Origin of the sequence: Methanolobus sp. WCC4 (assembly GCF_038022665.1) — an archaeon.
In the GTDB taxonomy this organism is placed as follows: Archaea; Halobacteriota; Methanosarcinia; order Methanosarcinales; family Methanosarcinaceae; genus Methanolobus.
Genome location: NZ_CP150629.1, coordinates 1,999,909 through 2,025,048, shown reverse-complemented (window position 1 = coordinate 2,025,048; position 25,140 = coordinate 1,999,909). Strand labels below are relative to the sequence as shown.

At 40.2% G+C, this 25,140-nt stretch carries 22 protein-coding genes and 1 tRNA gene; 13 read left to right on the top strand and 10 right to left on the bottom strand.

Features of this window, described 5'->3' with window-relative positions; translation table 11 throughout:
* Positions 1-100: 100 nt before the first annotated feature.
* Entirely contained in the window at positions 101-694 is a 594-nt protein-coding gene (locus V7O63_RS09730) for a Maf family nucleotide pyrophosphatase (protein ID WP_340818302.1), read from the top strand.
* Positions 695-739: 45 nt separating this feature from the next.
* Here the strand turns inward: V7O63_RS09730 and V7O63_RS09725 are convergent, their stop codons facing one another.
* The gene (locus V7O63_RS09725) at positions 740-1,681 is read right to left on the bottom strand and encodes a hypothetical protein (protein ID WP_340818300.1); all 942 of its coding nucleotides are present in this window, start codon (positions 1,679-1,681) and stop codon (positions 740-742) included.
* A gap of 8 nt (positions 1,682-1,689) precedes the next feature.
* The gene (locus V7O63_RS09720; protein ID WP_340818299.1) at positions 1,690-2,493 is read right to left on the bottom strand and encodes a hypothetical protein; all 804 of its coding nucleotides are present in this window, start codon (positions 2,491-2,493) and stop codon (positions 1,690-1,692) included.
* Positions 2,494-2,755: 262 nt separating this feature from the next.
* On the opposite strand from V7O63_RS09720, the gene mtaA reads away from it, so the two are divergent.
* The 4 genes from mtaA to V7O63_RS09700 all read left to right on the top strand — a co-directional run bounded on the left by mtaA (position 2,756) and on the right by V7O63_RS09700 (position 9,385).
* The gene (gene mtaA, locus V7O63_RS09715) at positions 2,756-3,787 is read left to right on the top strand and encodes a methylcobamide:CoM methyltransferase MtaA (protein ID WP_340818297.1); all 1,032 of its coding nucleotides are present in this window, start codon (positions 2,756-2,758) and stop codon (positions 3,785-3,787) included.
* A gap of 442 nt (positions 3,788-4,229) precedes the next feature.
* Positions 4,230-6,284 (top strand): Cache 3/Cache 2 fusion domain-containing protein, encoded by a 2,055-nt coding sequence (locus V7O63_RS09710; protein ID WP_340818295.1) that lies wholly within the window; start codon positions 4,230-4,232, stop codon positions 6,282-6,284.
* A 257-nt stretch (positions 6,285-6,541) separates the two neighbouring features.
* The gene (locus tag V7O63_RS09705) at positions 6,542-8,605 is read left to right on the top strand and encodes a Cache 3/Cache 2 fusion domain-containing protein (RefSeq protein WP_340818293.1); all 2,064 of its coding nucleotides are present in this window, start codon (positions 6,542-6,544) and stop codon (positions 8,603-8,605) included.
* A gap of 237 nt (positions 8,606-8,842) precedes the next feature.
* Positions 8,843-9,385 (top strand): DJ-1/PfpI family protein, encoded by a 543-nt coding sequence (locus tag V7O63_RS09700; protein ID WP_340818292.1) that lies wholly within the window; start codon positions 8,843-8,845, stop codon positions 9,383-9,385.
* Positions 9,386-9,482: 97 nt separating this feature from the next.
* On the opposite strand, the gene V7O63_RS09695 is transcribed toward V7O63_RS09700, so the two are convergent.
* Positions 9,483-10,250: an MBL fold metallo-hydrolase gene (locus tag V7O63_RS09695; protein WP_340818290.1), complete on the bottom strand. Its 768-nt coding sequence runs from the start codon at positions 10,248-10,250 to the stop codon at positions 9,483-9,485.
* 86 nt (positions 10,251-10,336) lie between these two features.
* Between V7O63_RS09695 and V7O63_RS09690 the strand changes: the two genes are divergently transcribed.
* A tRNA-Leu gene (locus V7O63_RS09690) sits at positions 10,337-10,420 on the top strand.
* A gap of 268 nt (positions 10,421-10,688) precedes the next feature.
* Entirely contained in the window at positions 10,689-11,408 is a 720-nt protein-coding gene (locus tag V7O63_RS09685) for a PEF-CTERM sorting domain-containing protein (RefSeq protein ID WP_340818289.1), read from the top strand.
* A 56-nt stretch (positions 11,409-11,464) separates the two neighbouring features.
* Here V7O63_RS09685 and cas1 read toward each other — a convergent pair whose 3' ends face one another.
* Both cas1 and V7O63_RS09675 read right to left on the bottom strand, forming a co-directional pair.
* Positions 11,465-12,670 carry a CRISPR-associated endonuclease Cas1 gene (gene cas1, locus V7O63_RS09680; RefSeq protein ID WP_340818288.1) on the bottom strand — a complete coding sequence of 402 codons (1,206 nt, stop codon included), beginning with the start codon at positions 12,668-12,670 and terminating at the stop codon, positions 11,465-11,467.
* Entirely contained in the window at positions 12,670-13,545 is an 876-nt protein-coding gene (locus V7O63_RS09675; RefSeq protein ID WP_340818287.1) for a hypothetical protein, read from the bottom strand. Before V7O63_RS09675 ends, cas1 begins: the two co-directional genes overlap by 1 nt.
* 106 nt (positions 13,546-13,651) lie before the next feature.
* Between V7O63_RS09675 and V7O63_RS09670 the strand changes: the two genes are divergently transcribed.
* From V7O63_RS09670 to V7O63_RS09645, 6 genes are all read left to right on the top strand, one after another.
* On the top strand, positions 13,652-13,795 hold the full coding sequence (locus V7O63_RS09670; protein ID WP_340818286.1) for a hypothetical protein: 144 nt from the start codon (positions 13,652-13,654) through the stop codon (positions 13,793-13,795).
* Complete coding sequence (locus tag V7O63_RS09665) at positions 13,792-14,430, top strand: hypothetical protein (protein ID WP_340818285.1); 639 nt, start codon at positions 13,792-13,794, stop codon at positions 14,428-14,430. Before V7O63_RS09670 ends, V7O63_RS09665 begins: the two co-directional genes overlap by 4 nt.
* 15 nt (positions 14,431-14,445) lie before the next feature.
* Positions 14,446-14,775 carry an HNH endonuclease gene (locus V7O63_RS09660; protein ID WP_340818284.1) on the top strand — a complete coding sequence of 110 codons (330 nt, stop codon included), beginning with the start codon at positions 14,446-14,448 and terminating at the stop codon, positions 14,773-14,775.
* Positions 14,772-17,429, top strand: a complete 2,658-nt coding sequence (locus V7O63_RS09655; protein ID WP_340818282.1) for a hypothetical protein — start codon at positions 14,772-14,774, stop codon at positions 17,427-17,429. Before V7O63_RS09660 ends, V7O63_RS09655 begins: the two co-directional genes overlap by 4 nt.
* A 401-nt stretch (positions 17,430-17,830) precedes the next feature.
* Positions 17,831-19,258, top strand: coding sequence for a preprotein translocase subunit SecY (locus V7O63_RS09650; RefSeq protein ID WP_340818281.1), 1,428 nt, complete (start codon positions 17,831-17,833; stop codon positions 19,256-19,258).
* A gap of 611 nt (positions 19,259-19,869) precedes the next feature.
* The gene (locus V7O63_RS09645; RefSeq protein ID WP_340818279.1) at positions 19,870-20,268 is read left to right on the top strand and encodes a hypothetical protein; all 399 of its coding nucleotides are present in this window, start codon (positions 19,870-19,872) and stop codon (positions 20,266-20,268) included.
* Positions 20,269-20,290: 22 nt separating this feature from the next.
* On the opposite strand, the gene V7O63_RS09640 is transcribed toward V7O63_RS09645, so the two are convergent.
* From V7O63_RS09640 to V7O63_RS09620, 5 genes are all read right to left on the bottom strand, one after another.
* Complete coding sequence (locus V7O63_RS09640) at positions 20,291-20,830, bottom strand: hypothetical protein (RefSeq protein WP_340818278.1); 540 nt, start codon at positions 20,828-20,830, stop codon at positions 20,291-20,293.
* A gap of 156 nt (positions 20,831-20,986) precedes the next feature.
* Positions 20,987-21,772: a winged helix-turn-helix domain-containing protein gene (locus V7O63_RS09635; protein WP_340818277.1), complete on the bottom strand. Its 786-nt coding sequence runs from the start codon at positions 21,770-21,772 to the stop codon at positions 20,987-20,989.
* 231 nt (positions 21,773-22,003) lie between these two features.
* Entirely contained in the window at positions 22,004-22,780 is a 777-nt protein-coding gene (locus V7O63_RS09630) for a dienelactone hydrolase family protein (protein WP_340818275.1), read from the bottom strand.
* Between the two features lie 417 nt (positions 22,781-23,197).
* Positions 23,198-24,430 carry an MFS transporter gene (locus V7O63_RS09625; protein WP_340818273.1) on the bottom strand — a complete coding sequence of 411 codons (1,233 nt, stop codon included), beginning with the start codon at positions 24,428-24,430 and terminating at the stop codon, positions 23,198-23,200.
* Between the two features lie 8 nt (positions 24,431-24,438).
* Positions 24,439-24,876, bottom strand: coding sequence for a MarR family transcriptional regulator (locus V7O63_RS09620; protein ID WP_340818272.1), 438 nt, complete (start codon positions 24,874-24,876; stop codon positions 24,439-24,441).
* Between the last annotated feature and the right edge of the window lie 264 nt (positions 24,877-25,140).

Genomic DNA, 25,140 nt, shown 5'->3' with positions numbered 1-25,140 from the left:
CTGGAGTTTGCCTTAATTTTTCTTTTTTGGAACTCTTTTCCCGGATAGGTTCCCGGGTTTCGTGATAAAGTAAATATCATGTTCAACCCTTGTTAGCTACATGAAAATGATCATTCTTGCTTCAGCATCCGAAAGAAGAAAAGAGCTTCTTGCACAGTTGATCGGCAGGGACTTTGAGGTTCGTGTAAGCTCCTATGCCGAGGGAACGGTAGATGGTCTGGATCCGACAGAGCTTGTGATGCATCATTCAAGGGAAAAGGCACTGGATGTTGCTGGTGGTTTCAAGGAAGGCATTATCATCTCTGCAGACACTGTTGTGATCTGTGATGATAAGGTTCTGGGGAAACCGGAGGATGAAGAAGATGCAAGGACAATGCTGTCCATGATAAGTGGAAAGGACATAAAAGCCGTCACAGGACTTACAGTACTTGATGTTGCCAGCGGGAAGTTAATCACTGAACATGAGATGACAGTCGTTCGGATGAGAGAGATGAGCGGCAAGCTGATCGATGCTTATGTAAATACAGGTGAACCCATGGGCAAAGCCGGTGCATTTGCTATACAGGGAAAAGGTGCAATACTTGTGGAAAGGATAGAAGGTGACTTTTTCAATGTGGTTGGCCTTCCACTTTTCAGATTGTCAGGGATGCTTGAAGGATTCCGCATCGATGTCCTGCATTTAGATGGATATTGAATTCAAATAAAAAAAGAAAAAAGAAAGAAGAATAAAAAAGAATGATCACACTTTCCTGTTCTTCTTTCTTATAGTACCGGCAGCGAACAGCATTGATATCACAAGTACTGGTATTCCGAATCCGGGGGATTCCTCAGCTGCAGTGTCTTCTACTTCCTCTTCAGGCATTTCCTCTTCTACAGGAGCTTCGGATCCAAGAAGTGGATATGTGACCGGAGTCTCAAGTTTCAGGTCGTGGAGCTTTATTGACATGCTGGTGGCTGCACTGGATGTCACTTCCCCGTCAACGATAACATCGACCTCAAAGGAGTACGACTCATCTGCAGGGACCGTCATTCTCACAGTACCTCTCTTTCTCTGGTTTGCTTCCAGATTCGAGACTATAACACTTCCTGTGTATCTTGTATACTCATCCACGGTGGCTGTAACGACCACGGTGACCTTATTTACTTCATCTCCCTGATTATATAGTCCCGGGGATGCCTCGAAGATAATGTCCTCTCCGTAGTTGGTTGCCTGTATGGTCTCTATCATAAGGTCGGTAAGGATCACATTCGCGACCACATCATCGGTTCCCTGAACGAGTTCTATCTGGGTCGTATGGTCATCTACAAGATTCGTATCCTCGAAAAGCTCTACCTGTACCAGCTGGTCACCGCTATTGGGCACATTGAAATTGAATGCCTTATAGGTCTGCGAGGTCGCTTTCAGGTATCCTACGCTCTCGCTGTATTCTGCGGTTATCAGATTGGTATATGGGTCCTTTGTCTTCACCCTGACAGAAAGTGAACCGGTATCACTGTTCGCAGGATTCTGGATATAAGCAGTGACCCTGAGCTGGAACTCTTCATCTGCAGGTGTTGCCATGACATCAACGTTGGTTATGACCGGATGTTGTTCCTCAGTTCTCAGATCCTCATTCAGGCATCCACTGATAAAACAAAAAAAGAGAACGGAGAGAAAGATCAGGAAATTCCTAACTTTCATACTACCGCCTACAGTTTGACTGTTAGTGTAAGTGTCTGCTCATCTACGATATGGTCCCCGTACATCAATTTAACATACACATCGGTCTCGCCGTTGGGTGCGTCATCGTTCACAGGTATCTGCAATCCCTTTGTGTATGATGTTCCGCTCTTTGCCATTGCCTGTGTTATGTTCATTGATGCCTGGTCTGCTATGAGCTTGTTGTCAACATCAGCTACAACAGTAAGGAGTTCTGCAGGTATTGTGCTCTGTCCGTGGTTCTTCACGGAGAAACTTATTGTCGCATCTTCTCCTGCATCAAGTTCCCATGAATCGGAAGCTGTTGTACGCAGTGCACTCATGTTTGTGACAAAACCAAGGAACTGGAGTTTCACGTCAGGGAGTATTGTGATATCAACAGGTATGGAGCTTGTCTTTGTGACCTGCTTTCCTTCCTCGTCCATGCCTGAAAGATAACTTACAGTTACTGCAGAGTCATTGACATCCGTGTCATATGCAGGTGCTGTGACCTGAACATAGAGTGCAGAAGATTCTGGAGTTCCTGTTTTCCCGGGTATGTTGATCGAGTTCGTTCCTGCTACCGTAAGTGGTGTAAAGCTGACCAGCTGGACGGAATCGATTGCCTGTGTGGCATTGTTGCTAACTGTCAGGGTAATGTCCTGTGAATTGAATTCCTTAATAACAACAGGTGATACTGAAAGGAAAACGTTCTCGGAGCTTACAGGGTCGACCGGCTCTTCCGCACACCCTGACATCAATACCAGAGCTAATAGTGATGTTATTACTATCATCTTTTGAAATATTTCAGCCATATTCTTGTACCTCACTCTCAGAAATTACTTGAGTACATATAAAACATTTGGTATTTTTTGTCGTCAATTGTCGTTTTCTATATTTATGATCTGTCAAAAATATTGAGGGGATAGATTTTCTGCAAGATGTTGAGGGGTGCAGAAATAAAGAACAAGATGCTGTATATGCTCAACCTGGAAGAACCCCTTATATCGTTAGAACACATATGTCTCAATGGTCGCTATCCAGGATGACCATTTTATATTTCGGAGGAATATTCTCTTGGCCGAGCTTACACTAAAAGAACGCTTTATCCGTTCACTTGAAAGGAAAGATGTCGATAAGGTTCCTGTATGTGCAGTCACTCAGACCGGAACTGTGGAGCTTATGGAGCTCACAGGCGCTAAATGGCCCGAAGCACATTATGATCCGGAGAAGATGGCATCACTGGCAATTGCAGGACATGAGGTAATGGGTCTTGAGGCTGTAAGGTATCCTTTTTGTAATTCGATCATAGCTGAGACCCTTGGATGTGTATTCGATGAAGGCTCTCTGGATACTCAACCTTACCAGCTTGATCATCCATGTAAGAAGAAAGAAGATGTTGCAACTATCTCTATTCCTGACGATCTGCTTGAGAGCAAAAGGATAAAAGCGATGCTTGAAGCCACGGATATCATAAAGGGCAGAGTGTCGGATGATGTTCCTGTGATAGCAGGAATGGTAGGTCCTGCTGCTATTGCATTCTATCTGTGTGGTGCGCAGAACTACCTTAAATGGTGTATAACGGACCCTGAACTCCTCGAAGAACTGATGATCATTGGAAAAAAGGTCTGTATCGAGTATTCAAATGCCCTTTTTGACAGGGGTGTTGATGCTGTGGTCATTATAGACTCAGAGGCCGGTCCTGATATCTTACCTCCGTCACTTTTCGAGTCACTTGTGCTTCCTCATTACAGGGAACTCACCGGGGAAATGAAAGGACACAGCATCGTTCACATATGCGGCGATGCCACTGCGATCCTGGAAATGGTAGTTGGATCGGGATTCGAAGGATTGAGCATCGAGGAGAAGGTCGATGTTGCGTATGCAGCCCGGGTCGTAGGGGACAGGATATGTCTAATTGGCAATGTCTCGCCTGCAGCAACCCTGCTTGGCAAGAGTACCGAACACATAAAAAAAGAGGCAAAACAATGCATCGGGGATGGTGTTGGTATACTTTCACCGGGTTGTGGTATAGCTCCACGTACTCCGATAGATAATATCAAGGCTTTTGTGGCCGCAAGGAATGAATTTTACGAGGACAGCAGCTAATTTCCGGTTCATTGACTGCTATTTCTTCCAGTTATTATGTGGTTCTTATTCCGGATGGATACATCTATCTGTAAGAATGATCGTCTGTATCCATTCCTTATATCTGAATGATCTGTATACGAAAATTAATTATTGTATATGCAGGAATAATTATCTCTTAATTATTTTAAAATAATGTTGTTGTAATTGCATTTTTATTGTGATATTGATACACATTAGATAATAAGTTCAATACATGTGAAATATTCGAGTATCTTAAATACACTCCTTGACAGGTAACTAATTTTTGTTCGAATGTCGGCTAACTAATCAGCACATTTATATATTTAGACACTACATATAAGTCCTCTAGTGAGCAACAAATACACGCATGTGTATAATATACTATTCACAATTGTTAATAAATTCGAAATGATGTATATACAAGATGAGGATGTGGACAATGAAATTGAATTTGAAAAACATTACTATCAGCCGTAAGATCATTGCTCTTGCATTGATACTTACTATTTTGCCAGTAACAGCGGTCGGGTTATTTGCTTACGAGCAAACCTCGACTGCTATTAGAGAACAACTCCATGAAAGACTCGATGAACAGGTCTTCATGGAAGAACAATATGTGGAAGCCGTATTCACAGTAGCCAGGGAAAGTCTTGTATCCAATATTGGTGTTGCAAGTGTTGAACTATATAGTTCCGGATCCCCCTCAATATCAGATAATCAATTGGTATTTGGCGATCATGTGATCAATAACGATTACGAAGTAGTCGATCTTGTAAAGAAAGAGACAGGTTCTGATGCAACTATCTTTCAGGTAAGGGATAACTCAGCTGTTCGTGTATCTACCACAATTATTGATGAAAGTGGAAGCCGTGCAGTTGGAACCACTGTTTCACAGGAAGTCTATCAGACCGTTGTTCAAAGGGGACAGACCTATCTGGGAGAGGCTGATGTCCTTGGTGAAACCTATCTGACAATCTATGAACCTATCAAGGATGCTGCAGGAAAGACTATTGGTATCCTTTCTATAGCTACTCCTGAAGAACACTACCGTCAGATGATCAAGGAACAGATGGAAACCATCACCTTTGGTGAGACCGGTTACATGTATGTGATGGACACCGAGGGTAATGTAATTATTCACCCAAGCATCGAGGGAGATAACCTTCTTTCAAATGACTTTGCAAAGACAATGGTTGCAAATAAGGAAGGAAGACTTGTCTATGAATGGCAGGGACGTGACAAGGCGATCAGCTACGCTTACTATCCTGAAAATGAATGGATCATTGCATCCGGTACTTACATAGACGAGTTCGAAGCTCCTGTAAGAGCCATCAGAAATGGTCTTGTTGCAGCTATACTCATATTTGTAATACTTGGTTCAGCAGCAGGTATTCTGATAAGCAGGTCCATTTCCAGAAGTGTTGAAGGGATCGTTTCAGATTTCAAGAAGATATCTGACGATGCAATGGAAGGTAAGATCAATTCCAGAGCCGAAACTGATGTCGATATCGACTTCACATCCATCCCTGTTGGTCTTAACGATATACTGGAAACTCTCACAAGCGTCATCGATGTGGTGAGTAAAAGTGCAAATGGTGTTGCTTCAACTGCAGAAGAGATGTCTGCATCAGTCGAAGAGATGACCGCAGCATCTACACAGGTATCTGACACTGTTAATGAAATAGCAAGAGGCTCACAGGAGCAGTCTGCAAGATCAGAGGATGTTGCCAGGACAATGAATGACATGACCATGGGCGTACAGGACATTGCTACCAATGCCCAGCAGGCAGCAGAAGCAGCAAATGCAGCAAGGGATTTCATCTCTGAAGTTGGTGACCAGTCCAGAGAGATGCTTGTACAGATGGATGCTATCCAGAATGCAACAAATGGTTCTGCGAATGTTATCAAAGAACTTGAGGCCAAGTCCAACCAGATAGGTGAGATCGTTATGCTTATCACCAACATAGCTGACCAGACCAACCTGCTTGCACTCAATGCTGCCATAGAGGCTGCAAGGGCAGGAGAACACGGTCGTGGTTTCGCTGTTGTTGCAGATGAGGTAAGAAAGCTTGCTGAAGACTCAGGCAACGCAGCATCACAGATATCTGAGCTCATTGCTGAGATCCAGAATGGTACCCATGCAGCAGTAGCATCAATGGAATCCGGTACAAATACCGTCACAGAAGGTGTCGGTGCATTGACCAACACTGTTGAAGCCGTTCAGAGGATCGTTGAGGAGAGTAACAGAGTTGCTCTTATGGCAGAGAACATTGCAGCAGCCGCTGAACAGCAGTCCGCCTCTATCCAGGAGGTCACTGCAACTGTGGATGAGGTCGCATCCATCTCAGAGCAGGCAGCAGCAGGTACTCAGGAAACCTCTGCAGCAGTTGAGCAGCAGAACGCATCCATGCAGGAGCTCGCCAGGAGTTCACAGGAACTTGCTCAGATGTCTGCTGAGATGCAGGAATTCGTTGCGAAGTATATGACAGAATAAGGATAAGAAGGGAATTTCCCTTCTATTTCCTATCTTTTTTTAGACATTTCATTCTTTTAAATATTATTCTCTTCTTTGTTTTTAACGGCTTTAAATAAAAATTAGTATTATTTGCCTTTATTTTTTAGACTAGTATGCCTCCTCATATCGAAAATTTTTATATTCATCACTAGATTTATATATTTGATTTGTTGTATATAGCATCTGTTCAACTAATGCTTAAAAACGAAAATAGATGACAGATGTGGTGATCTAATTTGAAAAAACTCTCTTTGAACTTAAAAAACATAACTATTAACAGGAAGATCATTGCTCTTGCTTTGATCCTTAGTATTCTACCTGTAACTGCTCTTGGTCTTTTTGCTTATGAAAAGGCTGCAACTGCTATAGAAGAACAGTTATATGAAAGACTCGATGAACAGGCATTGATGGAAGAACAGTATATAGAGGCTGTTTTTTCAGTAGGCCAGGAAAATCTGGAATCAAATCAGGGTGTGGCGCGTAACAGTTTCTACTCACTTGGCAGTCCTACGATATCAGATGGGAATCTATTATTCGGTGAGTATGTTGTCAATGGTAATTATGGGATCCTTGACGAGGTAAAAGATGAGACCGGTGGTGACCTTACCGTATTCCAGGTAAAGGATGGGTCAGCTGTTCGTGTATCCACTACTATCAAGAGTAGCAGCGGAAGTCGTGTAGTGGGGACCAGTGTGTCCGATGCTGTCTACCAGACAGTTGTACAGAGAGGCCAGACCTATTCAGGAAGGGCTGATGTGCTTGGTGAATGGTACCTGGGTATCTATGAACCTATAAAAGACACCTCAGGAAAGATAATCGGCATTCTTTTCGTCGGTCTTCCTGAAGAGCATTATACACAGGAGATCAGGGATCAGATGCTGGATATCACCGTTGGTGAGACCGGTTACATGTATGTGATGGACTCCGCAGGTAATCTCATAATCCATCCTACCAGTGAAGGCGACAATATCTATAAGAACGATTTTGTAAAGGAGATGGTTGCAAATAAAGAAGGAAGGATCGATTATGAATGGGAAGGCCGGGAAAAGGTAATGAGCTATTCCTATTATGATGAAAAGGACTGGATCATTGCAACAGGTACATACATCGATGAGTTCGAAGCTCCTGTAAGGGCTATCAGGAACGGTATAATAGCAGCTGTGATTGCATTTGCCATTCTGGGTTCTGTTGCTGGTGTCCTGATAAGCAGATCCATTTCCAGAGGTGTTGATGGGATCGTTTCAGACTTCAGGAAGATATCTGACGATGCAATGGACGGTAAGATCAACTCCAGAGCGGAAACAGACGTTGATATTGATTTTGTAGATATCCCACAGGGTCTTAATAGCATACTGGAAACCCTGACAGGTGTTATAAACGTAGTAACCAGGAGTGCAGATAGCGTTGCTGCAACTGCAGAGGAAATGTCCGCATCTGTTGAAGAGATGACCGCAGCATCCACACAGGTATCCGACACCGTTAATGAGATTGCAAGAGGCTCACAGGAGCAGTCTGCAAGGTCAGAGGATGTTGCCAGGACCATGAACGATATGTCCATAGGTGTACAGGATATTGCAACCAATGCCCAGCAGGCAGCAGAAGCAGCAAATGCAGCGAAGGACTTCATCTCAGAGGTTGGTGACCAATCCAGAGAGATGCTTGTACAGATGGATGCTATTCAGAATGCAACCAATGGTTCTGCAAATGTTATCAAAGAGCTTGAAGGCAAGTCCAACCAGATAGGTGAGATCGTCATGCTCATTACCAACATAGCTGACCAGACCAATCTTCTGGCTCTGAATGCAGCTATTGAGGCTGCAAGAGCAGGAGAACATGGTCGCGGTTTTGCTGTTGTGGCAGATGAGGTAAGGAAGCTTGCTGAGGATTCAGGTAATGCGGCATCACAGATATCCGAGCTCATTGCTGAGATCCAGAATGGCACCCATGCGGCAGTATCATCAATGGAATCCGGTACTAAGACTGTTACAGAAGGTGTCAACGCACTCACCCATACCGTGGAAGCCGTGCAGAGTATCGTTGAGGAGAGTAACAGGGTTGCTCTTATGGCAGAGAACATTGCAGCAGCCGCTGAGGAGCAGTCTGCATCCATCGAAGAGGTAACTTCAAGTGTGGATGAGGTCGCATCGATCTCACAGCAGGCAGCAGCAGGCACTCAGGAAACCTCTGCAGCAGTGGAACAGCAGAATGCATCCATGCAGGAGCTTGCCAAGAGTTCACAGGAACTTGCCCAGATGTCTGCTGAGATGCAGGAATTCGTTGCAAAATACATGACAGAATAAGGATAAGAAGGGGATTTCCCTTCTGTTTCCTCTCTTTTTTAGTTCTTTTTCAATTCCTTGTTTTCCAGTGCTCATTTGCAATTCTTTTTTCTGTTCTTGCATTCAATTCGTCAGATATAAGTATCGGAAATGAAAGAATTGTATATTGGGTTTAAAGTGAGGTCGTTTGAAGATACCGGTGAGTGCCTACCGGAAAGTTGAAAAATGATATTGATCAGTAAGGACCAAAGTGATAATATGGCAGGATCAGATCTTAGCAGCAAAAAAGTTTTGATGGTTATCGCACAGGAAGGGTTCAGGGATGAGGAGTTCTTTGAACCAAGGGATGTATTCGAAGATGAAGGACTCTCTATAACCATTGCAAGTAATTCCACTGATGAGGCTATGGGTGTTCTGGGAGGAAGTGCAAAACCCGATATCGCGATCAAGAATGTGAGTATAGGTGAGTACGACGCTATTGTCATTTCAGGTGGACCGGGTGCCAGGAAGTTGCTATGGCCTGATAAGAAACTCCAGGACCTGGTTGCAGAGGCTTTTGATCTGGGGATGATCGTTGCTGCTATCTGCGTATCCCCTGTTGTACTTGCAAGGGCAGGTATCCTTGAGGGTAAAAAGGCCACGGTGTTCAATGACCCTGCATGTATCAAGGAACTCCTTGATGCCGGGGCAGACTATGAGAATGAGGATGTCATCGTAACCGATAATGTGGTTACAGGACGTGACCCCACTGCCGCCGAGAAGTTCGGTGAGGCTGTCCTTGAAGCACTTGAGAACATCTAAAGCCGGTTGAACTGGCCTTATAGTTTTCATACGTCCTTCTTTTTTCTTAACTTCTTTTCTATCCTGATGTCCTGCTGAGCTGAAGCTAAAACTAAAACTAAAGCTCGATCACCATGAGGTCCTTAGCAACCGTGACATTACCATTGAAGTATTTCTTTATGTGGTCCGTTGCCTCCCTGTAGCGCCCCTGCATGTGAGGATAGAGGTGTGTCAGGTAGAGTTCTTTTACGTCCAGAGGGGCTTCTTCTATCATGAGGGTCAACATGTCAGGAGTGGTGTGGTTGGTCATGGGGAAACCCAGCGGGAAGGAGCATTCGTGTATGAGCACATCCGCACCCTCTGCCAGTTCCATGACCTCATCACAAGGCTCTGTGTCGCCTGTATAGACGATGCTCTTACCATCCTTTTCAAGGCGGTAGGCCAGTGAGTTGTCTGTATGGACGGTCTTTGCGGTCCTGATACTGCAGTTACAGGCCCCATCCGTGCCTTCGGGAATGAACTCATCACCCGGCGAGAGTTCTGTGATATCCACGGTGAACCTGTCAATGAGATAGTCGTAAACGTCCAGTGTCCTCCTGAACCATTCCCGGGTGCCCTGCGGTCCGTATATCCTCATGTCGGTCCTTCCCACAAGCCAGTTGGCCTTGATGAGTGCCAGCACATCCCCCACATGGTCGAGATGCAGATGAGAGAGCAGGATCGCATCTATGTCCTTATGGTCGTACCCGCTCTCGAATATCCTTCCAAGGACACCGCATCCGCAGTCAAAGAGCAACAGTTTTTCCCCTGTATCAACGAGTACACCGGACTGTACCCTGCCATCCTGTGGTATGCCAGTACCTGTTCCCAGAAACGTGATCTTCATACTCGCTATAATAAGACTTAAGTAACTTAATTGTTATTATCTGGTGTTCAAGACCAAAAGGCCGGCATACCACTACTATTCTTAATGCGAGGGTTGCCCAGCTGGTCAAAGGCGCTGGACTTAAGATCCAGTATCGAAGGATTTCGAGGGTTCAAATCCCTCCCCTCGCACCTGCGCTTCGGGTAATAGTAATAACCAAAAAACGCAACGCATTACCTTAAACCAACAATGAAGGTTACTTTGCAAAAATAGTTACTAATGTCGCTTAAAAGAATCTGTGTTTTGCTCCTTGAGTTTACGTCACCGATGATAACACTGTTAACTTTTTTCTGAATAATGATTCGAATTTAAGTTTCACAAATAATATAGTTAATGTAAAGCAACTATACAGTAAATAGAAAAATTCATGTTTACACTGTGAATTTGTGGGGAATTGAAATGAGATATAAAAGGGATATAGTTCTTTGCATTGGATTATTCTTGATATTTCTAATAATGTTTGTGGGGAATGCAGCATCTAATGATGTATCAGTAGAGATAGACTACACTGTTGATCTTGTTCCGATAATTGCTACTAATACAGTAGGCACCGAGCATGAAGTTACAGCAACAGTAATGATGCATCAAACTGGCGGTGATCCTAGTGAAGAACCTGGTGATCCTAGTGAAGACCCTGGTGAACCCGGTGAGCCTGGTGAACCCGGTGAGCCTGGAGAGCCTGGAGAGCCTAGTGAAGACCCTGGTGAACCCGGTGAACCCGGTGAGCCTGGAGAGCCTGGAGAGCCTAGTGAAGACCCTGGTGAACCCGGTGAACCCGGTGAGCCTGGAGAGCCTGCTGTCCCTGGTGAAACTATTAGCATACCTATAGAGGGAATTACCGTTCAATTTGAGGTCATTGCTGGTCCAAACGTCGGAAAGCATGGCGAGGATTATACAAATACAGATGGAACAGCAACGTTCATATATACAGACACAGGAAATTTACCGGGTACTGATTATATCAAAGCCACAGCAATCCTAGATGACGGGGATGTTGAATCTAATGTAGTCAAAAAAATATGGGAAGAACAAAATGACATCCCAGAATTCCCAACAATTGCTCTCCCAATAGCTGCAATTATCGGATTGGCATTCATATTCCAGCGTAGAAAGGAGTAATTTTACTCCTTAACTTTTCTTTTTAATTTTCTGCTACATTTCGTATAGTTATAGCATCAACAATTTTCCCACATTTCCAACCGTTCCCTTACATGAGAATTAAGAGTAAACGGTTTATCTCCCTTTGCATTTTTCTTCATGTAATGCAGAGTACCCTTAGAAAATCCCATCTCCTTCCATTCAGAATAAGAAATACTCAATATCTTCTTCCTGATCTCATCAGTATCCTGTCTTTCAATCACGTAAGAGGGAGTAACAAAATCAATTTTCCTCTTTTTACCGTTCAGGAATTGAGCCAATTCCCTTGTTTTGAGTAAAAGGACATAGCTCCACATCATTGATTTGTCCTGATAAGTTACCTTCTTATTCATCCAAGTCTGGAACTCCTCTGTAAGCTTCTTAGCTCCACTTGGTCTAAGTCTGAGAGCGTAATTATCAGTCCTGATAAAGTCCTTCTTTTCCATCCTGTCAGTCTCAATGAGGTTAATTACAGCTAGATCAACAAGGAATCTGAAAGGCTCTTGCAGGTCATAGGCTAAACTGTTCTTACCTGATGCCATCTCATGCAGGAAGCCTACATGAACGTCCAGACCAACAGCATTGATAGTTCTCATACACTCTGCTTCAAGGAGTGAATAGCCATAATTAAGCATACAATTGACCATATCACCTGCACCACTAGGACGTGTTTTGTACCTGCCTGTACGGTCATCAAATTCATATTTCTCAGGAATGAACTTTTCAAACTGCCCCCAATAATAGACAGCAACAGCCCCCTCAACACCCATGACTTCCTTGATGTTATTTGCATCATCAAGTTTTGAAGAGTCCTTTGAAAACTCGTTGTAAATATCAGGATAACGTTGTTTCAGGTAATCCAGAACTACCTGAGTCTTATCAAACTTGGCTTCAATGAACTTCTTGGCAAGCTTTAACCTTGTTTCCTGATCCTCATAAGCGTGATACTGTGCGAACTTGGTTTTGACATTAGTACTTTCAGGAGGAAGCATGGTTGTTAGAAGCTTACCATCCCAATCAAGAATAGTGACCTGCACATTATGTTTTATCAGCCATCTGATAGAATCAATGGTCATATTTCCATTTTTACCATAGATCACTATATTGTCTATGTCTATTTTCTGGGGAGAAAAGACATACTTCTCTGGTTCTATGTCTGTGGTATGTCTACCATCCCTGATATGCAATTTAGACCCATTTACACGTGTGTCTATTCCATGACCATTAAGGAGAATCATTTTCATTAGAAATCCCTCACAGCAGCATTATTCTTCTTAAAAGGATCGTCATACATTTCAAGATGGATCATAGCTGTAACTCTTGTCTGAGCAATGAACTGAGCAGGTTCTTCCATACCTTCAAGTCTTAGCTTTTCCTCAAACTCATAGAGTTCTTCCCTATGTTCCTCGATTACAAAGGCTGTGTAGTTTGACTCATAGTCATGGAGGATTTCATGAAGGTTGTCTAACTCTTCAGCATCCTTTTTGAGCCTTTCAATAACAGCATAATCATTGTAGTGACCAAGTAAATAGATAAAATGAGTTCTAAGGTTCTTGTATCCATGTGGTAATGGCTTAGGATACTTGTTCAATAGGCTTCTAAGCATCTTAATGACTTCTTGTCTGTTATAGGGTTCTATTTCCTTTTTTTCTATGTATGTATAGACTATTCTCAGGATATTGTCGATAAGGTCTATGTCTTCTGTGTCTAATTGGGCTATAAGTATGTCTAGTTGGACAGGATTGAGTAGACAGTGTTTCTCATATCTTTCAAGTTCTTTAAGCGCCATTTTTTGTTTTATAGGATTATCTGAAGAGATATTAGCTATAACTGAATCTATATGTCTCCTTATGTCATCTGATTTCTTAAGGGTAAAATAGCTAGAACGCCCATCATCATCGGTTATGCCTGCTTCTTTAAGAGCATCTCCTTTTAGCTTAGATACTATCCCTCTATTCACCATACTGTCAAGCTTTCGATTGATACTCTTTTCACTATACCCACTATCCCCTCGATGCTTATTTTTGAGTTTTTGTATGAGTTGCGACCTTCTAACATAGCCTTGATTGGATAATATACGTCTGACTTCTTGGTCAAAATCTAACCCTTTTTTATACATAATTATACCCTAGCTGATATAAGAACTATATCATATTTATACCTAATCTTATACTCATATTCTGTACAGATATTATGAGTTGCATAGTGGTTATTGGTGACGTATTATGACCACCAAAAGCGAAAGAATATTAACCACACTATCTCCGTACCTAAAGGAGAAACTCGTATTGATGTCAGATTACTTTGGATGCTCTCAGGCTGAAGTTGTCAGGATAGCACTAATGAAACTCTGGGAGGCTGAGAAGTGACCAGACCTGAATTCTCCAAGGATTTCAGAACCTATGGTCAATGGCTCAAAGCTATGCCCAGAGATACCAGGTATGCAAAGGAGATCATCAGGAAACACAAGATGTTTCCAGACAAGAGCCTGAAGCAACTCAGAGACCTCAAAATAAGTGATTATGACCTTTCTAAAGCAAAATGGGAAACACTGACATCTCTTCAGAAGACGGATAGACGTAGTTCTTTCCAGATTTTGAGAGCTATGAGAAAAGGAGCAAGTCTTGAGCAGATGACAAAAAAGCTTGGAATGAGCAACAAAGATGCGATCAAGAATCTAGGACGTTATCTGTACAAAGAGAATGGAAGATGGAAAGTTACAAAAATAGATAGTATTCAGGCTGAAATGAGGTTCTATGACCGAAACGCTGGCAATACAACGATAGTAACAACAAGCTCCAAAGACCGTTACCTGATTAACGAATACTTTGATGCAGTCGAGAAAACCCTAAAAGATGGTGATACATCTCGGTTGAAAAAGTTCGATAATATCAAACTTGTTGATGCTGAAGGTAATGAACATTCATTTGAAACACGATTAGAACGACTTTACGAGCTTGATGAAGCACAGGTAGAGCATGATTTTCAAGAACGCTATGTATGATGAGGAGTGGTAACTATGGATAAATCAATATCAAAAAGAAGTATTAAGAGACAGAAATTAGAAGGAAAAACAGCACTTAGATGTATCGAGTGTGCAGAAGATGACCCTAATGTGATAGAATTACACCACGTGTACGGAAGGAACAATTCTGAAGAGACCGTTCCACTATGCAAGAACTGTCATTTCAAAATAACAAAACAGCAAAACAAACTACCCCGCAAGGTAAGAGCAAGCACTGCATCACGTGAGGATAACATAAGGTTTATTCTTGTTTCTATGGGTGCGTTACTGGAAGGAATGGGTAAGCAGCTTCGTATGATAGGTCTGGAGGTTGATCTAATATGAGCAAGATTGCTGTAAGAGGATATACTGTTAAAGCTAAAGATTCCCAATCCAATCAGTTTTACAACAGTAACCTCCAGTTAAAGCATGAGGATGTATTTGTTTTCGATACTGAAACCACAATAGATCAGTATCAGAATATGAAGGTTGGTTTCTTCCAGAAATATCATGAAGGTTACCTTCAGTATGAAGGACTCTTCTATGACCCATCAATGCTTAATGATCGAGAAGTAAAGATTCTCAAAGATTATTCCGAAAAGCATTGTATTGAGTTATATCGCCATGAAGAGTTTGTAGATGGTGTATTTTATCCAGAGGTCTTTGGATTAAAATCACTTTGTGTAGGCTTCAATCTTGCTTTTGATATAAGCAGACTGGCAATGTTTGGTAATCCATCAAAAGGGAAGAACAGAGGAGGATTCACATTCACACTTTCCAAGAAAAAGCATAATCCTCCTGTTGTGATCAGGAAACTTGGAGCCGCTAACAGCTTCAAATTCACTACAATGTACAATCAAGGAGCTGATTATTTTTCAGGTCATTTCCTAGATGCTCAAACCCTTGGAACTGTCTTGCTTCAACAAAATCATATATCGCTCGCAAAAGCCTGTGAATTACTTGATACAAGACACAAGAAGATGAAGGATATTAAACACGGTACTATCACCAAGAGATATCTTGATTATCTGATAAAGGATGTAGAGAGCACTTTTGATGTATATGAGGGATTGATCAAGGAGCTTGATCTCTACAATATTGATGTTCCTCCAACCAAGATATACAGCAATGCATCAATTGGAAAATACGCTTTGAAACAGTTGGGAATTAAACCGTTGAGTGAGCAGAATTTTGATTTCCCTGATAATATGAAGGGTCAGATAATGACCTCATATTATGGTGGTAGGTGTGAATGCAGAAATCGGAAAGTTCCAACAAAGGTTACAACTCTTGATTTTACAAGCATGTATCCAACGGTTACAATGGTAATGGGTCTGTGGAATCTTATGATTGCAGACTACATTGAAACACAGAATGTAACAGGGGAAATCAGAGAGCTACTGGAAATAATTAATCTTGGGTATCTGCAAAATGCGGATAATTGGAAAGACTTTGTTGTAATGGTTAAGCTTCGTCCCGATGGTGATATACTACCTGTGAGAATGGATTACAAGGAAGATAATGGTTCATTTAATGTTGGTGTCAATTATCTGTCCTCAGCGCATGAACTATGGTATGCATTACCTGATGTCATAGCTTCTGTAATTCTCACTGGCAAAGTTCCGGAGATTGTTGAAGCTGTCAGATTTGTTCCAGTAGGCATTCAGGAAGGATTAAGAAAGTCACAGATACTTGGAATTGATATTGATCCTGAAAAGGATAATCTTGTTCAGGTTCTTGTCGAGGAAAGACAGAAGATCAAGATTGAAATGAAGAATATTGATTCCGAAAGTCCAGAGTATCAACAGCTAAAGAGCAGAGCACAGGCAATCAAGATTCTTGTTAATGCTATGAGCTACGGGATATTCATTGAGCTTAATCCAGAGGACAGGAAAAGTGACATAGAGGTTTATGGGCTCGATTCTTTCAGTACCTCACAGAATAGGTATGAAAAGCCAGGTAACTTCTATCATCCTCTACTGGCTGTTATGATTACCTCTGGTTCAAAGCTATTTTTGGCAATGGCAGAGGCAAAAGTAGAGGAATTAGGGGCTAGACACTCCTATATGGATACTGACTCTATCTTTGTTCCTCCTGAATATGCAGAGGAAATTACAGAGTATTTCCAACCTCTAAATCCCTATAACCTAGATATTCCACTGCTAAAGCCTGAAAAGGTGGATTACTGGTTTTATGGAATCTCATCTAAACGCTATCCATTGTATAAATTCAGGAAAGATAAAATCATATTCAAGGATTTCAAATTGCATGGATTAGGGCACCTGACAAATCCATTCTCAAAGGATGGAAAAGGGGATTGGCATGAGGAAATATGGGAAGACCTTTTGCAATTAGAATATGATATGATCAGTTCCAGAGATATTGTGGAAAAATACAGCAATATGTATGCTATCTCAAAGCTTGCTGTTAGCACTCCTAATGTATGGAACAGGTTCAAGAAGCTCAATAAAGGCAAATCATGGAAGGAGATGATCAAACCTTTCAACTTCTGTCTGGTGGGATTTCAGGCTGTTGAGGAGAATGGTAGAGCGATAAAACCACTTGCTCCTTTTTGTGACAATCCACAAAAGATAGTTCATGAACCATTCATAGACTATGAAACTGGTGAAATCATGCAAGGGTCACACTATTTCAAGTCATTGAGTAAAACCATATTGCAGTATGCAGAGCACCCAGAACATAAGTTTGAGGGTGATATTGGACTTCTGGAAAGGAGACACATTCATGCGGATGGTATCCTTTACATTGGAAAGGAAGCCAACAACATTGATGAAGAGGAATTAGAGCTTCAGAGAGCACAGACCTTCATTGATGAGGAAGGTATCAAGCAAATGATACTGGCTATGACTCCAGAGGAAGCAAGGGGATATGGAGTTATGGAGAGGAGCACTCTCAAGAGGATGAAGGACAGGATTTTGAGTGGTGGGAAGTTCAATTTCTGGACAAAGGAGGTGAGGAAATTAGTAAGTGTATTTTGATGCTTACTATTTTTATCGTAAACCGCCTGAAAATGATTACGGTGACTACTTTGAATCAAAGGATGCATTCTACGCAGTCTCCTATATACGTTTGAACAAATATAAAAGTTTATTAATGATTGCATCTTTTTTTACATGATTATATGTTTTATTTTCTATTCTTCAGTATACTCACATTAACTGTAATCATTACTCTATATGTTATTTTAGTGTATATTTATGTTTATTTTTTTGATATACTAAGGCTTACATTATCGCTAATAATAAAATGTATTATCAAAATTAGTAAGGTTTTATCGTATCCTTTAGATTTGTTACTTAAATATTTAGGAATGTTTTTAGAATTTATTTCACCATACATTTCACGATACTATCCACGAATTTCGTCCCCAGAAGGTCACGTGAGACTTAATAAAAAAGCTATGTGGACAATCAGTGTTCTTATTATTTATTTATTATTATCAGAAGTTCCTCTTTTTGGTTTGTCCAGTGAATCGACTGATTATTTAGAACCTTTTCGTAATTTGATAGGGGGTTCATTTGGATCTTTATTGACATTAGGAATTTTCCCATTAATTGGTGAAATATTTATTCTTGAAGCTTTAGTTGCTAATAATTACATTAAATTAGATATGTCTAACCCAGCAGATGAATATTATTTTAAAGAATTATCGAAATCAAGCTTCTTAATCTTTACAGTGGTTCAAGCAATTTTTTTTGTCACCTTTACTCAAATAAAACCAAATTTAGACTTGGCTGCCTCATTAGGAATTAGTGACTTTTCTATGCTTGTGCTTTTAGTTGCTCAATTAGTTGTTGGTGCTATTCTTGTTGAATTTTTTATTGATATCATTAATGAATGGGGTATTGGTAATGGTGTTGGTTGGTTTATCATTGCGGGTGTTTCGATTTCAATCTTTTTTGATTTATTCAATCCTAAAATAATAGATGGCTTGCCCTTAGGAACATTTCCAAGAATATATTCTTTAGTTTTGGAAAACGGCCTGCTTATGAAGCAAAATGAATTGAAGTATTTTGTGGCAACTAGTAAAATTATCCCATTGGTTGGAACCATTATAATGTTCTTTATATATATTTACATATTTTCTATTAAAATTGAAATACCCTTAGCACACTCAGCAGTTAGAGGGGCACGTGGTAGGTTCCCAGTTAGATTAATCTATGCTAGTTCAATTCCTCTTGCACTAGTGGAAAGTCTGCGAATATTCTTATTTTCATTTTTTTCTTTTCTTTATAATCGTGAAATTAGTATACATGTAGTACCAAATTGGCATCCTTTAAGGGGTAACATAGGGGTGGAGTCTTTACCTGTATTTTTTAAATATTTACAACCATTAAGTGGTGCCTCAGAATGGATTCCAATGCTTATGTTTAATGAAGGAGATATAAGTGGGTTAATTATTAAAATATTTATTAATGCTGTATTCCTTGTTGGAGGGTGTGTATTGTTCTCTCTTTTTTGGGTTGAAACAAGAGGTATTGGAGCAAGACCAACTGCTCGTAAAATATTTAATTCTGGCTATCAAATTCCTGGATTCAGACGAAATATTGGTTCGATAGAAAAAGTAATGGCAAGGTATATTCCAACAGTCACGGTTTGGGGAGGAATCATTTTAGGCCTTCTTGCTTTAATTTCTTCTTTTTTTGGAATCGTTGGTAACGACGTCGTAGGTTTATTGATAGCAATACAAATACTCATAAAAATATATAAAGAAGTTGAAAACGCTCAAACACTAGATTTGCCACCCCGTTTGCGTAATTTCTTTTTTCCAGAAAGAACTCCGCCTGAAAACGATGATGTAGAATAAAGATAACTGGTACTAATCAACCTTAAAAAGTTGAACTAACAGAATATAATCTATATTATTGTCATAAAATTTGATAGTGTCTATGGTAATATATCTTTGTTAATAGTATTAATTATTTATTTATGATTGTTCTTCAAAATTAAAATCGTTGCGTTTTTTGGCTATTACTATTACCCCGCACCTGCGCTTCGGGATATATACAAGGCGAAAAAAGTGTACGCTATAAAATTTCAAATGATTGTATAATAATAAAGCTTGGATATTATAATAGTTTAGTTTTATCATTTCATGTTGTCATCAGGGCAATATTATATTAACTAACACATATTATTAATCTTGTATTGATTCATTTGCATTATTATTTTTACTGTTCACAGCGTAATTAATATTATACTAAAAATATATATCTTTATAAATCATATGAAATTATTTGCAAATGTATATATACAAAGAAATACGAATTACACATGGGAGTTCATATTGATCTGTGGGGATTGGTAAGGCGTCACTGCCTCTTTTTTTGAATGTGCTGATTCTTGGCATGTCCTGCCTTCTTAATAGTAGTCTCTATAGATGTAGATGATTCTCTGTATAATTTGGAGGAATGGTAAATGAACAAACAAAAGATTTACTTATTAATAGGTGTACTTCTGGCACTTTCGTTAGTGCTCGTATCTGTAGCAGAAGCTGTACCTGGTGAAAAGAAGGTTCCAAAAGCAAGGTTACTGTTTCCTACAAAAACAATATCATATAGCTCATTCGGAGATACTTTGACCTTTGATTGGACTGATGTTAAAAATGCAGATTCTTACACAATTGGTATATGGTATTCAGAATCGGGTCAAGAAAATTGGGTGCCCATACAACATACTGAATATGTAACGGTATCAAATTACGAATATGATAAAGCATTATTCCCACCGGGTTATGATTATCGCTGGCATGTGGTAACATATATTGGTACCAGTTACTCATACAGTCGTGATGGTACTTTTAGTGTCGTGGCATAAACGATACTATTTTTTTCATTTTTTAGATTTTTGTGGATAATACTTTCCTCATCTCCTTCGTATTCATATTAAAATACCCTTCTCTTACCCTTTCCTTCAATTTATTAAGAGTACTCCTATATTTTATTCCTATTTTCCTAGCTTCAGCAGGAGTAAGATTGAGTACATACTCTCTTATCTTTTCAATATCATGATACGTCTCAATAGTATTGCTCTCAAGTTCCTGCATTTCAACCTTGTTGGCTTCCTTACCAATATACACGCATCCAGTAGGAGTAAGATGTCTCCTTTGCAGTACTCCTATGTCTCCTTCAAATTTGGCTTCAGGATGGTCTATGTAATCAAGAAACACATCACTTAATGGCTTCCAGTATTCCCTTCCTTGTAGCTCATTTCCTGTATTGTAGTCTATGAACTCTTGCTCAATAGCAACCTGTGGATTATTATTGTAAGGAGCAACAGGCTTGACCTTTTCCCCATCCTCATTGATTGTTGCACCACTACCAACAAACATGAAATTAAAAGGCTTGATTTGTTCAGAAAATTCATTACCTTCGTTCATTTTCTTGAAGCGTATCAGAATATTTCCAGTTGATACTGTAAGGTTAGAGATAACTGCATGGTCATTGTAATGTCCAAGTAGATAGATAAAATAAGTATTAGGTTTACAATCCAATCACATGTGAAAAATATACAATGTATGATACTTCGAAAAACATCATACATCAGATATCGGAATGGAATCTTTCAGGTAATATTCGAATAGTTCATTTCCCCACTGAATTGCAGAAGGTTCGCAAGACATTATGTATTTCATATCGTACTCTCCTTTTTTAGTTAATGCCCTCGCCATAAAGCAAAAATCGTTAGTACCAAAAGATGCAAAATTCATTTCTTTGGAGTACAGGAATACTTCATGATTACCATTATTTAATAGGAATCTTATCTCCTCCATCTCATCTCTTATTTTGGAAAGGAGTTTTTGGGTAACTATCAAACGCATCTTAACTCCGTTTTTAGTGAAGTCCTTAAGTATCGATGCAAAGTTGGGAAAAAGAAATGTGGTTACAGATGTCTGAACTTTAGAATGCTTTGCTTTTTCGATAACATTCTCACTTGGTTCATATAGCTGGGCAGGAGAGATTTTAGAGATCACCTTACATGGAGAAAGCTCATGAAGCCTCTTTAAAAGGTATGGGGGAATAAAATTCAAGTCATGGGTTCCCCAGTATTCAATGTCAGAATCAAAGACACTTACTGTGTCCAACAAAGGCTTCACTTCATCAACAATTAGTTTACCAATTTTAGTTAACTCATAAACATCATCAGATTTAGTAACAAGATAATGTTTTTCCAAAATCTTAACTTGGGGTAGTAAAGCCTGTCTGTTTGTATCCAGTGACTTAAGAAGATAATCCATTTCCTGAGGGGCTTCTTGCAACAGTATAAGTGTATCTCTTCTTTTTCTAGAACTAAATACAACATCCAGCAATGGTTTCTTCATTCACTTCACATCCTATCCAGGCCACTAATATTGCATACATCACCTTAAATTAATTAATAATATATCTCATTCATATTTATTAATATCTTTTTTTAAAAATTAAACATATAATATTCCTATGACACAATTGTTCAACCTAAATGACCCAATACCTTCCTCATCTCCTTCGTATTTGTACAACTTGAAGAATTTAAAGCAGGTCAAAAGTTCAATGTGATAAAGATCGATCACTTAGCCCAATGTCCTGTCAAAGAATGTAACCATCTGCCAGTAAGCATCCTCGGCTTCAAAACTCTGTGAAAGCTGGCCATCCTCAAGCATGAAACCATGTGGTTGACCCTGATATACCTTCAATTCAAAGTATTTGCCGGCGTTATCCAGTTCAGTGCAATATCTGTAGATATCCGATATATTGCTGGGCTGGTCATGAGTCCCGTGGATGATCAACATGGGAGCATCAAGTCCCTCTATCACATCAGCAGGTGCAAATGGTCGGTTCTCATCTCCTCCTGAATATGGGAAACCATACCATGCGACCCCGGAATTGAAATCCTTGATCTCAGGAAGTAATAGCATAGTATATCTTCCACCTGCACAGAAGCCTGTCAGTCCAAGAAGGTCGGTATTTACATCAGACCTTGTTCTTGCATAGTCAACAGAATCCCTTATCAATTGTTCTACAACTTCATCAGATGGGGATGTCTCAAAGCTCTGCCACTCAGGAGCCACTACCACATATCCATCAGAAGCAAACCTGTCGATAAGTTCGATATATCCTGGTTCCATTCCTCTGAATGAGTGTATCAGGATTATTGCCGGTTTTCTGTCTTCAGTTATAGGTGCTGCAACGTACGTAGGATAACTCAGGTTAGCGCTAATGATCATTACTTCCGTACCTTCTACCTGAAAATCTCCTGACCCTGTTAGCTCTTCAGTATTATCTGTCATTTCATTGGCAACTTCATTTGTATCATTGATACAACCGGATGAACTAACAAATAATATCATTAACAGACAAAGTATTAATTTCCTCATTTTAACCCCACATAAAATATAAGTTACTATCTTATTTCTACGATGCGCCTTGCTATGACAGATCATATTCCGGGTACAAAGTCAAAGTTCCTATGTCGTTGGATCTTATTCTATCGCCTTTAATTCGTGGAAAAATAATGAGTGCTCACTATGGAGGAAGGTGTGAATGTAGGATAAGGAAGCAACCTGTTAAGGTTACTGTCCTTTATTTATTTAGTATGTACTCTACTCTAACCTTACTTTTAGGGTTATGGGATTACGTTACAGCAGATGAAAGATTCATTATTTCTAAAAAAGTTCATATGGCTGAGTAGGTAAATTACCCAACCATTGATCAACTATTCTGTCAGAAACAATTGTCCTGTATTTCACTCAAATCTCTTAATCAAACTACCTATCATCCAGCGGTTCAGGACAGGCTGAATACGGCAATGATATTTTCGTATTTTTGACATGTACATCATCTGTTCTTTCAAATTGCCCCTTCATCAGATATGTTGTCAGAGCAATAAGCAAACCCAGGATTCCTGATATCATAAAGACCGTGTCAAGGTTAGAATGTAGCAGGACTACACCTAGCACTATGGGTGAAAGACTCTGACCGGTGTACTTCATAGTATTGTGCATAGATAATACGCCTCCTCTTGATTCAGGAGGAGAGATACGAATTATCTGTGCATCATTTGTGGTTTGAGCAAGCCCATAGCCTGCCCCGAATATCAACATTAGAAGAAGAACTGTTACAATTGAATTTGCAAATGGAATAGAGAGTATTGCCAGTCCGACAAGTGCAAAACCGGCGGTAATAACCTGTATCATCGAATACTTTGCGACCAGGACCTTTACACGGGATGCCATTATAATAACAGCCATTCCCTGGAAAGCCAATACATATCCTGCTTGCTTTGCTGTATAAGCAAATGTAGCCTTAAGCATAAAAGGCATGTAGATAACCACTGAAAATAACAGGAAGAAGATAGCAAAGCTCAGGAAGACTGTATATAGTATTCGCAGATCCCTGAGTGCCGGAAGTACATTAATTATACCTTTATGGCTATCATTTTCTTTCTTTACACTTGTTTCAGGAAGGAAAAATATTACAAGAACAGCGAATGGCAGTGAAAGTGCATAGAAAAGAAATGGATAGTTCCATCCCAGAATTGCCAGCCCTCCGCCTATAAGAGGGGCAGATACCGTTCCAATGGCAATAGCCATACTAACCCTGCTCATTGCATGTAAACTATCATGACCTTTGTACACATCCCCTATGATCAGCATGGACAAAGACATCATTCCTGCTACACCAATACCCTGTATGAACCTCATGATAAGAAGTGATTGCAGATCAGAGACAAAATAACTGATAAGTCCCATCAGGCCATATAATACAAGGCATGGAACAAGTATACGCTTGCGGTTCACCCGGTCAATGAAATGGCCGATCACCAGAGTGAAAATAGCTGTCGATATCGTGTAGACCGATATCATCAGTCCGATCTCATGGGATGTTGTATTCAGAGGTGCCACCATCTCTGGCAACACCGGTGCTAAAATAGCACTCCCTGCCATTGCAAAAAAGGCAGTGACACAAAGCATTAGAAGGTGCGTTCGTTTAAATTCCATTGTAAGACCTATTTATCCTGCATTATTTCGGATACGTTCCTGAACATAATTTCGAGTGATCTCACGATATCTTCTCTTTCATTTTCATCAAAACCCGAGAAGAGGATATTCTCCCATTCTGCAGCTATCTTTTTCATCTCAGGTTCCAGCTCTTTCGCCTTATCAGTAAGGAATATCAGGTAAGACCGTTTGTCCTTTTCATCTGTCTTTCTGAGAACATAGCCCTCATCAACGAGTTTCTTTATAGCTCTCGTAGTAGTGGCCTTGTCGATCTTCAGGTAATTTGAAAGACATTCCTGATTGACACCATCCTCGTGGTACAATCGCACAAGGAAAGAGAACTGTCCACTTCCTATGCCATATGGTTCGATCTTTTTATCAATATAGATCTGTCCGTATCGGTGGAGATATGAGATGAACTTCCCGCTGAAATTATTGTCATGCATTTGTACACCCTTGTTGATTGTCGTTAGTTTCAGGACAATTAGTTGCAGATGCAACCATTTTCGCTTGAATACATCTCTATCAGATATATAGTTGCTGATGCAACTAATTGCTTGCAGAACTTTAGTATAGAGTTGGATGTGTACTTCTCGTGAAAAGTCCTCAGTAACCTTCTTAGCTCCTGAAGGTTGAGCCTGAGTGAATCAGCTCTCAGTCCTGAAAAGTCCGTATTATCCTCAATTGGACTCAATAAGGCTGATTACAGA

Excerpts from the sequence above, each read along its gene's own strand:
- V7O63_RS09630 (WP_340818275.1), bottom strand. The coding sequence starts at position 22,780 with ATGATATTATTTGTTAGTTCATCCGGTTGTATCAATGATACAAATGAA.
- V7O63_RS09710 (WP_340818295.1), top strand. The coding sequence starts at position 4,230 with ATGAAATTGAATTTGAAAAACATTACTATCAGCCGTAAGATCATTGCT.
- V7O63_RS09695 (WP_340818290.1), bottom strand. The coding sequence starts at position 10,250 with ATGAAGATCACGTTTCTGGGAACAGGTACTGGCATACCACAGGATGGC.
- V7O63_RS09685 (WP_340818289.1), top strand. The coding sequence starts at position 10,689 with ATGAGATATAAAAGGGATATAGTTCTTTGCATTGGATTATTCTTGATA.
- V7O63_RS09645 (WP_340818279.1), top strand. The coding sequence starts at position 19,870 with ATGAACAAACAAAAGATTTACTTATTAATAGGTGTACTTCTGGCACTT.
- V7O63_RS09725 (WP_340818300.1), bottom strand. The coding sequence starts at position 1,681 with ATGAAAGTTAGGAATTTCCTGATCTTTCTCTCCGTTCTCTTTTTTTGT.
- V7O63_RS09625 (WP_340818273.1), bottom strand. The coding sequence starts at position 24,430 with ATGGAATTTAAACGAACGCACCTTCTAATGCTTTGTGTCACTGCCTTT.
- V7O63_RS09700 (WP_340818292.1), top strand. The coding sequence starts at position 8,843 with ATGGCAGGATCAGATCTTAGCAGCAAAAAAGTTTTGATGGTTATCGCA.
- V7O63_RS09730 (WP_340818302.1), top strand. The coding sequence starts at position 101 with ATGAAAATGATCATTCTTGCTTCAGCATCCGAAAGAAGAAAAGAGCTT.
- V7O63_RS09675 (WP_340818287.1), bottom strand. The coding sequence starts at position 13,545 with ATGTATAAAAAAGGGTTAGATTTTGACCAAGAAGTCAGACGTATATTA.
- V7O63_RS09635 (WP_340818277.1), bottom strand. The coding sequence starts at position 21,772 with ATGAAGAAACCATTGCTGGATGTTGTATTTAGTTCTAGAAAAAGAAGA.
- cas1 (WP_340818288.1), bottom strand. The coding sequence starts at position 12,670 with ATGAAAATGATTCTCCTTAATGGTCATGGAATAGACACACGTGTAAAT.
- V7O63_RS09660 (WP_340818284.1), top strand. The coding sequence starts at position 14,446 with ATGGATAAATCAATATCAAAAAGAAGTATTAAGAGACAGAAATTAGAA.
- V7O63_RS09720 (WP_340818299.1), bottom strand. The coding sequence starts at position 2,493 with ATGGCTGAAATATTTCAAAAGATGATAGTAATAACATCACTATTAGCT.
- V7O63_RS09620 (WP_340818272.1), bottom strand. The coding sequence starts at position 24,876 with ATGCATGACAATAATTTCAGCGGGAAGTTCATCTCATATCTCCACCGA.
- V7O63_RS09640 (WP_340818278.1), bottom strand. The coding sequence starts at position 20,830 with ATGAACGAAGGTAATGAATTTTCTGAACAAATCAAGCCTTTTAATTTC.
- V7O63_RS09655 (WP_340818282.1), top strand. The coding sequence starts at position 14,772 with ATGAGCAAGATTGCTGTAAGAGGATATACTGTTAAAGCTAAAGATTCC.
- V7O63_RS09670 (WP_340818286.1), top strand. The coding sequence starts at position 13,652 with ATGACCACCAAAAGCGAAAGAATATTAACCACACTATCTCCGTACCTA.